Consider the following 13,433-nt stretch of genomic DNA (forward strand, 5'->3'; position numbering starts at 1 on the left):
TCCGCACCCCCGTGCCGAGGAGGTTCCGTTGGACAACCGCTACGAGGCGTACGCCTACGCAGACCCGCACTTCTACGACTCGCCCCGCCGCTGGGGCGCCACCGAGGAGTTCGCCGCCGTGACCCGCCCGCTGCCGGCGGGCTGGGAGCGGGGCGACCTGGAGATCTGGGCCGTCGTGCGGCCCACCGGGGTGCGGCTGCCGGAGCAGGGCTGGAAGATCCACGTGTCCTCGTGCGCCGAGGACGCGGAGGAGGTCCTGGAGACGGTCTTCGCGTACTGCCTGCGGGAGCGGACGGCCTTCAAGTTCCTGCGCGGACTGCCGATCCTCCAGGTCCAGAACTCCAAGTACGCCCCGCGCGGCGCCAGCGGCAAGTTCTGCACGATCTACCCGGTCGACGACGAGGCGCTGGAACGATGTCTCGACGACCTGGGCACCCTGCTCGCCGGGCGGCGCGGACCGTACATCCTCAGCGACCTGCGCTGGGGCGAGGGACCGCTCTACCTGCGGTACGGGGGCTTCGCCGAGCAGTACTGCCGCAACGAGGCGGGGGAGCGGGTGCTCGCCCTGACCCACCCGGACGGCCGGCTGGTCCCGGACGTGCGCGGACCGGGCTTCGCCGTGCCCGACTGGGCGCCGGTGCCGCCGGTCGTCGCCCCCGCCGTCGCGGCACGGGCCGCCCAGCGCGACAGCGGGCTGCCGTACACCGTGGAACGGGTCCTGCACTTCTCCAACGCCGGCGGCGTCTACCTGGGCCGCGCCACCGGCGCCGACGGACCGCAGGTGGTGCTGAAGGAGGCCCGGCCGCTGGCCGGCCTCGACCAGCGCGGCGTGGACGCGGTCACCCGGCTGCGCAACGAGCACGCCGTCCTGGAACGGCTCGCCGGCGTGCCCGGAGTACCGGCCCAGCACGGGCTGCTGACGGCCTGGGAGCACGAGTTCCTGGTCCAGGAGTACGTGGAGGGCCGCTCCCTCAGCGAGTGGCTGACCGCCGAGTACCCGCTGATCCACCCGGACGCCGACCCGGACGTCGTCGCCGCCTACACCCGCGACGCGCTCGCCGTCGTCGACCGCCTGGAGCGGGCGCTGGCCGGCATCCACGCCCGCGGGGTGGTCTTCGGCGACCTCCACCCGCGCAACCTGATCCTGCGCCCGGACGGCGAACTCTGCTTCATCGACTTCGAACTGGCCAGCACCGAGGAGGACTTCCTCCGCCCGGCGCTCGGCGCCGCCGGCTTCACCGCCCCCAAGGGCTACACCGGGACGGAGGTCGACCGGTACGCGCTCGCCGCCGTCCGGCTGTGGCTGTTCTACCCGCTCGCCCAACTGCCCGCGCTCGACCCCGGCAAGGCCGCCGAACTCGCCGACGCCATCGAGGCCCGCTTCCCGGTCCCGCCCGGCTACACCGAAGCGATCCGCCGCTACCTCGGCGCCGCACCGGACGACGGCCGCACCCAGCGCCCCGCGCTCGGCCTGCGCCGCGCCGAGGCCAAGGCCCTGCTCGCCGCACCCGAGGCGGACTGGCCCCGGATCAGGGACGCGCTGGCCGCCGGGATCGCCGCCACGGCCAGCCCCGAACGCACCGACCGGCTCTTCCCCGGCGACGTCGCCCAGTTCACCCTCGGCGGGCTCGGCATCGCCCACGGCGCCGCCGGCGTCCTGTACGCCCTGCACGCCACCGGCGCACCCGTCGACCCCGACCACGTCCGCTGGCTCGCCGACGCCGCCCGCACCCGCGGCACCACCCCCGGCCTCTACCACGGAGGCCACGGCGTCGCGTACGTCCTCGACCTGCTCGGCGAACGCGACACGGCCCTGCGGCTGATCGAACGCCTCACCGCGCCGGACCGCGACCGGACCGCAGACCCGGGCACCGCACTGGCATCGGGCGCACCCGGCATCGCCCTGGCCCTGCTGCACTTCGCCGACGCCACCGGCAGCGAGCGGTACCTCGACGAGGCACTGGCCCTGGTCCGCACCGCGGCCGCCGACCTGGAGAAGGCCGGCCGCGACGACCCCAGGCGGCGCGCCGGACTGCTGGCCGGCGCCTCCGGCACCGCCCTCGCCCTCGTCCGGCTCGCCGAACACACCGGGGAGCGCGCCCTGCTCGACCAGGCCGAGGCCCTGCTCGAACTCGACCTCGACCGGTGCACCCCCGTGGCCGACGGCACCTTCCAAGTGCTCGACGGGCACCGCGTCCTGCCCTACCTGGAGACCGGGAGCGCCGGCATCGGACTCGCCGTCGACGCGCTGCTCGCGCACCGGCCCGACAGCCCCACCGGACGGCACGAGGCGGCGATCCGCCGAGCCGCGGAACCCGAATTCATCATCCAGCCCGGCCTGTTCAACGGCCGCGCCGGACTGATCGGCTACCTCGCGCTCACCCGCCACCGCGCCGCCGACCCGGACGGGCCCGCGCTGCTCGACCGCCAACGCGCCCTGCTGACCCTGCACCAGGTCACCTACCAGGGCCACCCCGCCTTCCCCGGCGACCAGTTGCTGCGGCTCTCCGCCGACCTGGCCACCGGATCCGCCGGCGTCCTGCTCGCCCTCGGCACCGCCCTGGCCGGAACCCCGTTCCTGCCCTGGACCGGTACCGCCGCGGCGAACTGACCGTACGCCACACCCCCCGGGCGCCCGTGCGGCGCGCCCCCACCGAACTCCCGGCCGTCCGGCCGGGTGGGTCACACCAGTGAGAAGGAGAACGTCATGGCGATCCTCGACCTCCAGACCATGGAGCTGCCCGAGACCGAGGCGGCCCCGATCGACGACACCCTCGCCAGCACCAGCTCCCTGAGCGTCCTCAACTGCGGGACCAGCACCGTCAGCACCCTGCTCTGCCTGTGATCTGACCCTGCGCCACGCTGCGCAGACAGGCACCACACGCCGGCCGGGCCCGCCGCACCACGGGCCCGGCCGGTACCCGGGCCGCAGCCGACCGCTGCGGCCCGATCCACGTCCAGCAGAGAGGTTGCCCGTGGCCGCCGCCCCGACTCCCCGGACCACCCCCCGCGTCCCCGGACCTCCGCGGCTGCGCCTGCGCCGCGAACTCACCGCCCACCCGCTGAGGCTCGCCTTCGCCCTGCTGCTCGCCCTCGTCTCCACCGGCGCGGGCCTCGTCCTGCCGCTGCTGGTCCGGGAGATCATCGCCGAATTCTCCGAACACCACCCGCTCGGCCCCGCCGTCCTGGCGATGTGCGTGGCGGCTCTCACCGGCGCGCTCAGCCAGGCCGCCTCCGGCTTCCTGCTCGCCCGGATCGGCGAGCGGATGACCTACCGGCTGCGGATCCGCCTGATGGAACACAGCCTGCGGCTGCCGCTGGCCGTCGTCCGCGCCCAGGGCGTCGGCGACCTCGCCGCCCGGATCACCTCCGACGCGCTGCTGCTGCGCCAGGTCGTCGAGGTCGCCACCCAACTGCCGCTCGCCGCCCTGACCGTCGGGGCGACCCTGCTCGTCATGGTGTGGATCGACTGGGTGCTCACCCTGGTCACGGTCGGCGCGCTCGCCGTGCTCACCGTGCTGGTCCTGCTGATCCTGCGCCGGATGCGGGGCAACGTCACCGGCCAGCAGGACGCCGTCGGCCGGATCGCCCAGCGCTACACCGCCACCCTGGACGCCCTCACCACCGTCAAGGCGTACCGCGCCGAACCGGTCGCCGCCCGGGCGCTGGCCGCCGACGCCGAGGAGCTGCGGGTGGTGTCGCTGGAGGGCGCGCGGCTCAGCGCGCTCGTCCCGGCGGTGCTGACGCTCGGCAACCAGTTCGCGATGATCGCCGTGATCCTCACCGGCGGCGCCCGGCTGGCCGCCGGCGACCTGGAGGTCGGGGCGTTCGCCGCGTTCCTGCTCTACCTGCTGCAGACCGTGCCGTCGGTGAGCACCCTCGCCACCGGCTTCGGCCGCCTGCAGGCCGGCCTCGCCGCCCGCGACCGCTGCAACGACCTGCTCGACCTGCCGCCCGAGGCCGACCCGCAGGACGCCGCGCTGCCCGTCCCCGCGCCCGTCCCGGACGCGCCCTCGGTGGTCTTCCAGGGCGTCAGCTACACCCACGCCGGCGCCGCCGACGCCGCGCTGCGCGGCATCTCCTTCACCACCGCGCGCACCGGCCTGACCGCCGTGGTCGGCTCCTCCGGCGCGGGCAAGAGCACCACGCTCGCCCTGATCGACCGGTTCATCCAGCCGTCCGCCGGGTCGATCACCGTCCTCGGCCACGACACCCGCCACTGGCCGCTGGACGCCCTGCGCGCCCGGATCGCCTACGTCGACCAGGCGTTCACCCTGCTGGAGGCCACCGTCCGGGAGAACCTCCAACTCGGCCGCCGCACCCCCGCCGACCCGCACGAGCTCGCCGCCGCGCTCGACGCCGTCGGACTCACCGAGGACATCGCCCGCCTGCCGCAGGGCCTCGACACCCCGATCGGCCGCGAGGCTGACCTCTCCGGCGGCCAACGGCAGCGGATGGCCCTCGCCCGGGCCCTGCTCTCGGACGCCGAGATCATCCTCCTCGACGAGCCGACCAGCCAGCTCGACGGCCTCAACGAACAGCGCTTCCGCGCCATCGTCGGCCGCCTCGCCGCGACCCGCGCCGTGATCGTGGTCGCCCACCGGCTCTCCACCGTGCAGGACGCCCAGCACGTGGTGGTGATGGGCCGCGGCGCCGTCCTCGACGCCGGCGACCACTCCACCCTGCTGGCCCGCTGCACCCCCTACCGCGACCTGGTCGCCAGCCAGGCCGCCCCCGCCCACTGAGGGCGGTCGCGGAGGCCTCTCCGGCACGCGGGGAGCGGAGAGGCCGCAACCGGCCCGGAACCGGCCGGTGCGGACCGCCCCGAGCGAGTCAGGGCTCTGCCCGTTACGGCACGTGCACGGCCGTCGAGGGTTCGTGCCGCCTGCCGTTCGGGATTCCGGCCGAGGCGGGCAGGGGCTGCTCCGCCCAGATGATCTTTCCCTGCGAGGTGTACCTGACGCCCCAGTGCTCGGTGAGCTGGGCCACCAGGAAGAGCCCGCGGCCGCCCTCGTCCGTCGTCGCCGCGTACTTCAGGTGCGGGGAGGTGCTGCTGCCGTCCGCCACCTCGCAGATCAGGCTGCGGTCGTGCAGCAGCCGCACCCGTACCGGTGGCGAACCGTAGCGGATGGCGTTGGTGACCAGTTCGCTGAGGACCAGCTCCGTGGCGAACGTCAGATCGGCCAGGCCCCACTCCTCCAGCGTCGCGGTGATCCATGCCCGCACATCGGCGACGGCGGCCGGATCGGAGGGCACCTCCCGCTCGGCGACCCGCTCGGCACCCAGCACCCGGGTCTCGGCGATCAGCAGCGCGACATCGTCCTGCGGCCGGTCCGGCAGCAGGGCTTCGAGCACGGCCCGGCAGTTCTCCTCCGGCTGCCGGTTGCGGTGGGAGAGCGCTTCGCGCAGCAGTTCCATGCCGACGTCGAAGTCGCGCGTGCGCTCCTCGACCAGGCCGTCCGTGTAGAGGACGATCTGGGTGCCTTCGGCCAGGTGCACCTGCGCCGTCTCGTACGGCATGCCGCCCGCTCCCAACGGTGGGCCGATGGGGAGCTCGGGGAAGACGACGCTGCCGTCGGGACGGACCAGCGCGGGTGCGGGGTGCCCTGCTCTCGCGATGCTGCAGAGCTGGGAGACCGGGTCGTAGATCGCGTAGAGGCACGTGGCCCCGGTGACGCCGATCCCGGATTCGCTGTCGCTCTCCTCCAGGTCGATGCGGTTCACCAGCTCGTCCAGCTGGCCGAGCAACTCGTCGGGCGGGAGGTCGAGGGCAGCGAAGTTGTGCACGGCGGTGCGCAGACGGCCCATGGTGGCCGCCGCGTGCAGCCCGTGGCCGACCACGTCGCCCACGACCAGGGCGACCCGGCAGCCGGGCAGCGGTATCACGTCGAACCAGTCGCCGCTGACTCCGGACTGTGCGGGCAGGTAGCGGTGCGCGACGTCCAGGGCACTCTGCTCCGGCAGGGCACGCGGCAGCAGACTGCGCTGCAGGGTCACGGCCATGGCGTGCTCGCGCGTGTAGCGACGGGCGTTGTCGATGCTGACGGCGGCCCGCGCGACCAGTTCCTCGCCGAGCGACCGGTCCCCGTCGTCGAACGGCTCGGGCTTCTGCGACCGCCAGAAGGCGGCGACACCGAGGATGATGCCGCGGGCGGCCACCGGAACGGTGATGAGGGAGTGGACACCGTAGTCGATGATCCGGCGGGTCCATTCCGGGTCCTGGGCCTGCCAGCCGTGGGCGACCGACAAGTCGGGCACCACCTGCGACCGGCCACTGCCGAAGCCCTGGGCCTGGGGTGTGGAAGGGACGAAGTCGATCAGCTTGCCGCGCGGGTAGAAGGGATGGTCCTCACGGATGCCGTTGACGGCCACCCGGCGCAGGTTCAGCCCCGCACCCGTGGGCTCGTCGCCGTGCAGGACGGGGTCGGCCAGGTCGACGGTGACGAAGTCGGCGAAGCCGGGAACGGCGATCCGGGCCAGCTCCTCGGCCGTGCGAACGACATCGAGCGACGTGCCGACGCCGATACCGGCCTCGTAGAGCAGCGCGAGGCGGTTGCCGGCCATCTCGGCCTTGCCAGCCAGCGCGAGGAGTTCCGTGGAGTCACGGATCGTCGCGACCGTCCCCATCGCACCGCCGTGGCGGTCGGTGGGCCGCTGGTTCACCACGAGCAACCGGCCGCCTGCCCGCTGCACCTCGTCGGTCGCCACCCTGCCCGACGACAGCAGTTCCGCGGTGTCGGGGTCGAGGCCCTGCAACTCGTCCAGCTGCCTGCCCTCCGCGTCGGCCTGCAGTCCGAGCAACTCCCTCGCCTCGTCGTTCGCGAGCAGCAGCCGCTTGTCCTGCCCGACGATGAGCACGCCCTCCCGCACCGCGTGGAGGACAGCGTTGTGGTGCTCGTACATGCGGGTCATCTCGGCCGGACCCAGGCCGCGCGTCTGGCGCTTCAGCCGCCTGGCGACCAGCGCGGTCCCGGTCGTGGCCACCGCGAGTGCCGCGGCACCGGTGCCGAGGATGACCGGCAGCTGCCGGTCGCCGGCCGAGGTCACGTTCTTGACCTTCAGCCCGGCCGACACCAGGCCGACGACCGAACCGTCGGCGGCCTTGACGGGAACGACCGCCTGGACCTCGTGGCCGAGCGGACCGTGCACGCTCTCGGTGTAGACCTGGCCGGCCAGCGACGGGCCGATCGTCCCGACGAACTGCTTGCCGATCCGGTCCGGGAGAGGATGCGTGTACCTCGTTCCGTGGGTGTCCATGACCACGATGAAATCGACACCGGCCTGCTGGCGCGTCTCCTCCGTCACCGGCTGGAGCAGCGCCGACGGAGACGGGGACTGCAGCGCCGCGAGCAGGCCGGGGGAGTGGGCGAAGGTCTCGGCGACGGCCACCGAGCGACTCCGGGCCTCCGAGTCGCTGGCGCGCCGCGATTCCAGGACCAGCGCCAGGATCGCACCGAGGACGAGCAGCACCACGACCGCGACCTGGAGCAGGAAGACCTGGCCGGCGACGCTCCGAGGACTTCTCCGGAGAGGACTCCTCGCTGTCGCCGACCCCTTCGACCCGGTTCGGTCCCGGTCGGGCTGGTCGACCATGTGTCATTGATAACACCGCGGCAAGGTCGACCACGAAGCGTCGGTGCCCGCCACTTGCTCCCGAGCCCTGCCCGCACCGTCGGCCGCCGCTTCCACGTCGACGACCCCGAGCATCGCCGAGCCGGACCGGCTCGTCCGGATCGCCGAGGCGCTGGGCCGGGGCCGACCCGCGACCCGCCGGGCGGCGGCGGGGGCGGCGCACACTGGAAGGGCACTGTGGAGGTGACCGGTGGGTGAAGCCCCGCTCGCGCGGCGGCACGCCGGACCGGCGGCGCTGCGCCGGTGGGTGGGCCGCTCGCGCTCCTGCCCGCCTGCCGTCGGCGACCTCGGCGATCAGCGGGCGGCGCTGCTCGTGGTCCTGGACGAGGCCGTCGCCGCGCAGGCGCCCACCGACCTGGCAGTGGCCGCGTGCGGCGAGCCCGGTCCGGTACCGGCGGGTCTGGCCGAGGTCCTCCAACGCCGGGCCGCGCACTACGCGAGGCTCGCCGGCTGGCTGCATGTTCTGCCCGCCGACGGCGACCTGGCCGCTGTCCGGGAAGAGGCGCTGCGACTGCTCTCGTACCACCAGTGGATGGTGCACCAGTCCGCGAACCTCGCCTTCGCCGTCCACCGGGCACCGGGCGTCGAGGCGGCCCGGCTGGGCGTGCACGGTCTCGGCGCCCCCGCCGACCGGCTGCGGGCCGTGCGCGACACCCTGCGCGCGGCCGCGCCGTCCACCGGACCGGAGGTCGACGACTGACGCGGAGCGCGCCGCACCTGATCGCAGACCTCCACGACCGGGGCTCCGCGCCGCACGCCTTCACCTGCCGGCACGCGTTCGCCCCGGAGGGCACTCCGTCGCCTTATGGGCGGCGCACGTAGGCGAGGGTGAAGGCCGAGTCGGCCAGGCCGCCGGCCGGGCCGTTGCAGTAGACGTCGACCGGGAGCGCGGGCGGGTGCTGGTAGTCGCCGATCCAGCCCAGGTAGCAGTAGCCGCTCCCGCCGACGGCGGTCACCTGCACGTTGCCGCCGTAGCTGCCGCCGGTCGCCCAGGACACCTGGTAGTGGCCGACGCCCAGGCGGCTGACGGACGGTCGGGCGCCGTCCGCGCTGTAGGAGTGGGCGGAGTCGACGGTCGGGTTCGACGGGCTCCCGGCGGTGGCGGCGTAGGTCGCCGGGACGGACGGATCGCCGTGCAGGCCCACGCCGTCCACGTACGACAGCAGGAAGGGGGAGTCGGCCGGCTGCGCCACCGCGGAGTCGCCGATCGCCCAGCAGCCGACGGTGATCTCCAGCGCGCCGCCCTGCGGCGTGGTCCGCTCCGGCTGGCAGTGGGCGGGGGTGCCGGTGCCGTACGGGGTGATCTGCACGTGGCCGGTGTCGCCCGCGAACGCCGACCCCGCGAACCGCACCCGGTAGCGGCCGACGCCGTCGCGCAGGACGTCGACCGCCCCGCCCGTCGAGTTGACGGTTCCGGGGTTGCCCGCAGGGCTGAGGCTGCTGTGACCGCCCGGGGCGTCGTAGCGCACCGTCGCGTACGGCCTCCCCCCGCCGGTGCCCGCGGTGAAGAACACGGTGTGCCACCAGTCGACCGGCGCGCCGTGCTGGTCGAAGCAGCGGACCCGGACCAGCTCGTCGGACCCGGCTGGCCCGTACTCGGCGACCGCGCAGGTGCGGCCGTGGTAGTCGGTGCGGTAGGCGGTGGCGTGGGCGATCCCGGTGGCGGAGGCCAGCCCGGGCAGCCGCACCCGGTAGTCGCCGGTGGCGGTGCGGGTCACGGTCACCCAGCTGTGGACCCCGTCGGTGGGCCACTGCCAGCTGGGTGCGACCTTGGTGGGCACGTCGAGCGGCGCCTCACCGGCCGAGGCGGCACTGATGTACGCGTAGCCCCAGCGCGGCCGCGCGGCCGGGGACCCGCCGGAGCCGGTCCCCGAGCCCGTGCTGCCGCTGCTGCCCGTGGTGCCGGTGCCGGTGCCGGTGCCGGTGCCGCCCGTCGCGCCGCCGCCCGTGGTGCCGCCGGCACCGCCGGTTCCGGACGGCGATCCGGTGCCGCCGGGCGTGCCGCCGTCCGAGGAGGCGTCGTCGGACGGCAGCTCGGTGGGCGGACCGCTCGGCACCGCCTGCTCGGTCGGCTGCCCGGCCGTCGGGCTCGCCGAGTCGGTCGGGCCGCCGGTGGCGGCGCCGCTCGGCGCGGGGGCCGCCGCCCGGCTGGACTGCGACGGCGCCGGGAGCTCCGGACGCGCGTTGCGCGGGGCGTCGCCGCCGAGCGCGGTCATCGCCATCAGCGCCAGCCCCGTCAGCCCGGCCACCGCCGCCCGGACCGCGGGGGCGGCCTGGATCAGCTGGACCGCCGAGGAAGGCGGCAGCGGTCCGGTCCCGGACGGAACCCCGCGGAGCAGCCGCACCGCGGAGGCCGCCCAGGAGCCCCCGCCCTGGGCGGAACCGCCCGCCCCGGCACCGGCGGGCCGGGGGCCGACCGCCGCGAGGGCACGGCCCGGCACCGCGACGGCGGTCGGGGGCGCGGCCGCTGCCGCACCGTCAGGGCCACCGGAACCGGACGGGTTCTCCGGCCGACCGGCGTCCCGACGGGGCTCGCGGCCGGGGCCGGGGGCCACCTCGTGCTCGTCCCTCGGCTGCCACCAGGCGTCCAGCCACAGCAGCACCGGCACCGCCACCAGCTCCGCCCGGGTGCCCAGGTGCAGGGCGAAGCGCGGCGCCTGCGTGCCCGCCGGACCGGTGGGCGGCTCGGTGAGGTAGGCGGCCGGGACGAGCTGCGCCAGCCTGCTCCGGAGGCGCTCGGCCTCCGCGGCCGCCCGCCGGGCCCGGTCGTCGTGGCCCAGGTCGACCTGGTGGAGGCGGAGGTTGCCGAGCAGCGAGAGCAGCATCGGCCCGTTCGCCCGGAAGCCCTGCTCGCTCAGGCGACGCTGGACCCGGACGGCCTCGTCGGTGTGCCGGAAGGCCTCCTCGTCCCGAGGGTCGCCCGCGTTCCGGGCCGCCATCGCGACGATCGCACCGCAGTTGGCCAGGGCCCGCACCAGGTCGGGCTCGTGGCGGAACGGGTGCGCCGCGGCCGATGCCCGCAGGGTGCGCACCGCCTCCTCGGCCGCGGCCTCCGCCGCGGCCCATCGCTCCGGGGCGCCCTGCAGTGCGGCGTGGGCCAGCAGCGCGCCGAGGTTGCCGAGGGTGAAGGCGAGGTCGGCGGCCGTCTCGGCGAGGGCCTCGGGGGAGGGCTCCGGTCCTGGCCGGTCCGGCTCCGTGGCTCTGGCGAGCAGCCGCCGCCGGACGGCGACGGCCTCCTCGGTGGCCTCCAGCGCCTCCGGCCACCGGTGGGCGCGTTCCAGCAGTTCGCCGAGATTGGTGAGGGACACCGCGAGGTGGCCCTCGTACCGGGCCGGATCCGCGGCGGCCAGCCGGCGGCGGATCGCGACCGCCTCCCCGGTGCGGGCCACCGCCTCGTCCCACTCCCCGACGTTGGCGAGGCGGTGGCCGAGCGCGCCGAGGGCGGTGGCCAGCGCGGGGTCCGCGTCGGCCGTGTCCCCGGCGGTGTCCCCGGCCGTGTCCCCGGGCGCGAGGGTGCGGCGGGCGGCCAGCGCCCGTTCCGCCGGCGACACGGCTTCCCGGTGGCGCCCGGCCTCGGACAGGCGCCGGCTCAGCCGGGCGAACAGCTCGGCGCGCGCGGCGGGATCGGTGGTCCCCTTGTCCCGGTGCGGGGTCAGGAGGACGGCCAGCGCGGCGGCGCCGGCGTCCAGGTCGGTGTGGCGGGTGTCGGGCAGGACCCGGTCGACGGCTTCGAGCAGCCCGAGGTCGATCCGGCCGAGCGCGTGGAGTTCGGTGAGGCCGATCAGGGCGGCGCTGCCGCCCCGGAGCACCACTCCGGGCTCGGCGGTGAGCAGCGGCACCAGCAGGTCGGTGGCGAGGTGCGGCCAGCGGAGGGACGCCTCGACCAGCACGGTCAGCACGCTGCGGGTCCAGGGCGCCGGCCGCTCGTCGGCCGTGAGCAGGAGCCGGACCGCGTGCGGGGCCCAGTCGCCCGCCAGCTGCGCCAGGTCGAATCCGTCGGTGGAGGCGGTCGCCGGCAGGGGACCGTCGTCGGTCCCGTCGTGCTCGGCGTCCCGGTCGTCGACGTACCCGTCGTCGGTGCCGCCGGCCGGGACGGTGCGGCCGATCAGGTCCTCGCGCAGGCGGTCGGGGTGCAGCGGTTCGAGGACGCGGGCGTGGCGCGGCGGCTCCAGGGCGCCGGCGGGGCGGGCCGGGTAGCAGAGCCGGTGGTCGTCCACGAGGGCGTTCGCGGCCGCCGGGGTGTCGGCGAGCCCGACCCGTTGCAGGGCCAGGTGGGCGTCCGGCCGGGTGAGCGGCCCGGTGAGGGCCGCGGTGAAGACGACCCGGGCCATGGTGGCGACGGGTGTCGTCGTCCGCGAGTCCTGCTGCTGCAGCGCCTTCCAGCGGCCGATCTCGCGGGCGATCAGGTAGGCGGAGGCGGCGTCCGGGCCGGCCGGGGCGTCCGCTCCGCGCACGGCCGCGTCGACCGCCGCCAGCGCGGCGATGTGCACGGTCAGCAGCTGGTCGTAGTCGGGATCGGTGGCCAGCCCGGCGGGAGGGTCGATCCGACCGGCCTGCTCGCGCGGCAGGCCCAGATGGGCGGCGAAGCCGACGACGGCCCGACGGAAGAGGTCGGCGCGGCTCTCGGGGCGGTCGGCCAACGGCGGCAGCTCGATCCGGGTGGTGGTCGCGCCCGGCTTCCCCGAGACCCTGCCGGCGACCGTCAGCCACCACGCCCCGGCCGAACGGGACAGCAGCAGCACCCGGAGCCGGGGACCACGGTGCAGCGCGCGGTGGCCCAGCAGGAGCTCCAGGTCACCGGTCGGCATGCGGTCCGCGTCCTCCACCACCAGCAGGCATCCGTTCGGCCCCGCCGACCGGGGCTCGGGTGCGGCGGTGGGCAGGTCGTGCTCGACGACCCGCCACACGGTCCACCCGTTCTTCCGGGCGCCGGCGGCGAACTCGGCGGCGAGCCGCGACTTGCCGCGCCCGCCCGGGCCGTGCAGGAGCAGCACCCCGGTGCGGACCTCCGGCTCCTCGGTAAGCCAGGCTTCGAGCCGGCGCCGCTGCGGGCGCTCGGTGAACGGCACGACGGCGTGCCGGGCCTCCAGGAGCAGCGACGGGCGGTCCACCGGCTCCCGAGTCGTCCCCGGATCGGGAGCCTCCAGGCGTTCCGCGCGCGGGTCGAACTCCACGAGCCGGTAGGCGGCAGCGCCCGACCCGACGATCGTGAGGTTGTTGTCGCCCTGGACGACCACCAGGTGGCCGTGGATCTCGCTGTCGGTGACGGTGAGATCGACCCGGGGCCCGCCCGGATCGGCTGCGGTCATCTGCCGTCGCCGACGTCGGTCCGGTTGTGGTCGCCCGTCACGATCGTCACCGGCCCGCCGACCTCGTTGTGGTGGAACCTGATGTCGACGGTCCGCGCGGCGGCGGGGAGGTCCTGCGCCAGTTGCCGCAGCAGCGCCCGGAGTTCGTCCACGGCCCGGTCGCGGCCGACCCGGTCGAGGTTCTCCAGCTCGTTCTCGAAACGGCCCTGCCACCGCCCTTCCTGGGCCCCGGCCACACCCCGGCCGTCGTCGCCGGCGACAGCGGCCAGGGCGGACGCGGTCTCGTCCAGCCGGACCAACGTGGCCTGCTCACGGTCGGCGTCGTCGCGGCCGAACCACCGGGCGACCTGGTTCCGCAGCCCCGCCCAGGCACTCGTTCCGGCCGCCTGCACCACCGCCGTGCCACCTGCCGCGGCCAGCGCCGCCAGTTCCTCGGCCAACATCGCCTTCCCCCTCAAGTCAGCGTGTCGTCCCGGAGACCGTACCGCTCAC

Annotated in this window: 7 protein-coding genes; 4 read left to right on the top strand and 3 right to left on the bottom strand. The window is 75.5% G+C overall.

Annotated features, from left to right (window positions below; genetic code table 11):
* Nucleotides 1-28 precede the first annotated feature (28 nt).
* The 3 genes from lanKC (at nt 29) to ACGFX4_RS06685 (ending at nt 4,745) form a co-directional block, all read left to right on the top strand.
* Nucleotides 29-2,611, top strand: a complete 2,583-nt coding sequence (lanKC, locus tag ACGFX4_RS06675; protein WP_393070876.1) for a class III lanthionine synthetase LanKC — start codon at nt 29-31, stop codon at nt 2,609-2,611.
* Nucleotides 2,612-2,707: 96 nt separating this feature from the next.
* On the top strand, nt 2,708-2,845 hold the full coding sequence (locus tag ACGFX4_RS06680) for a SapB/AmfS family lanthipeptide (RefSeq protein WP_176189324.1): 138 nt from the start codon (nt 2,708-2,710) through the stop codon (nt 2,843-2,845).
* A gap of 130 nt (nt 2,846-2,975) precedes the next feature.
* On the top strand, nt 2,976-4,745 hold the full coding sequence (locus ACGFX4_RS06685) for an ABC transporter ATP-binding protein (protein ID WP_393070878.1): 1,770 nt from the start codon (nt 2,976-2,978) through the stop codon (nt 4,743-4,745).
* Nucleotides 4,746-4,848: 103 nt separating this feature from the next.
* Here the strand turns inward: ACGFX4_RS06685 and ACGFX4_RS06690 are convergent, their stop codons facing one another.
* Nucleotides 4,849-7,593, bottom strand: coding sequence for a SpoIIE family protein phosphatase (locus ACGFX4_RS06690; protein WP_393070879.1), 2,745 nt, complete (start codon nt 7,591-7,593; stop codon nt 4,849-4,851).
* A gap of 229 nt (nt 7,594-7,822) precedes the next feature.
* Here ACGFX4_RS06690 and ACGFX4_RS06695 point away from each other — a divergent pair, with 229 nt between their 5' ends.
* Nucleotides 7,823-8,332 carry a hypothetical protein gene (locus ACGFX4_RS06695; RefSeq protein ID WP_393070880.1) on the top strand — a complete coding sequence of 170 codons (510 nt, stop codon included), beginning with the start codon at nt 7,823-7,825 and terminating at the stop codon, nt 8,330-8,332.
* A 103-nt stretch (nt 8,333-8,435) separates the two neighbouring features.
* Here ACGFX4_RS06695 and ACGFX4_RS06700 read toward each other — a convergent pair whose 3' ends face one another.
* Together ACGFX4_RS06700 and ACGFX4_RS06705 are read right to left on the bottom strand one after the other, a co-directional pair.
* Complete coding sequence (locus ACGFX4_RS06700) at nt 8,436-12,941, bottom strand: hypothetical protein (protein WP_393070881.1); 4,506 nt, start codon at nt 12,939-12,941, stop codon at nt 8,436-8,438.
* The gene (locus tag ACGFX4_RS06705) at nt 12,938-13,384 is read right to left on the bottom strand and encodes a hypothetical protein (RefSeq protein WP_393070882.1); all 447 of its coding nucleotides are present in this window, start codon (nt 13,382-13,384) and stop codon (nt 12,938-12,940) included. The genes ACGFX4_RS06700 and ACGFX4_RS06705 overlap by 4 nt, the downstream gene beginning before the upstream one ends.
* Nucleotides 13,385-13,433: the final 49 nt, after the last annotated feature.

The sequence above is a fragment of the Kitasatospora sp. NPDC048365 genome, assembly GCF_043200835.1.
Taxonomy (GTDB): Bacteria; Actinomycetota; Actinomycetes; order Streptomycetales; family Streptomycetaceae; genus Kitasatospora; species Kitasatospora terrestris.

Coding starts and splice junctions, on each gene's coding strand:
- ACGFX4_RS06700 (WP_393070881.1), bottom strand. CDS start 12,941: ATGACCGCAGCCGATCCGGGCGGGCCCCGGGTCGATCTCACCGTCACC.
- ACGFX4_RS06690 (WP_393070879.1), bottom strand. CDS start 7,593: ATGGTCGACCAGCCCGACCGGGACCGAACCGGGTCGAAGGGGTCGGCG.
- ACGFX4_RS06705 (WP_393070882.1), bottom strand. CDS start 13,384: ATGTTGGCCGAGGAACTGGCGGCGCTGGCCGCGGCAGGTGGCACGGCG.
- ACGFX4_RS06680 (WP_176189324.1), top strand. CDS start 2,708: ATGGCGATCCTCGACCTCCAGACCATGGAGCTGCCCGAGACCGAGGCG.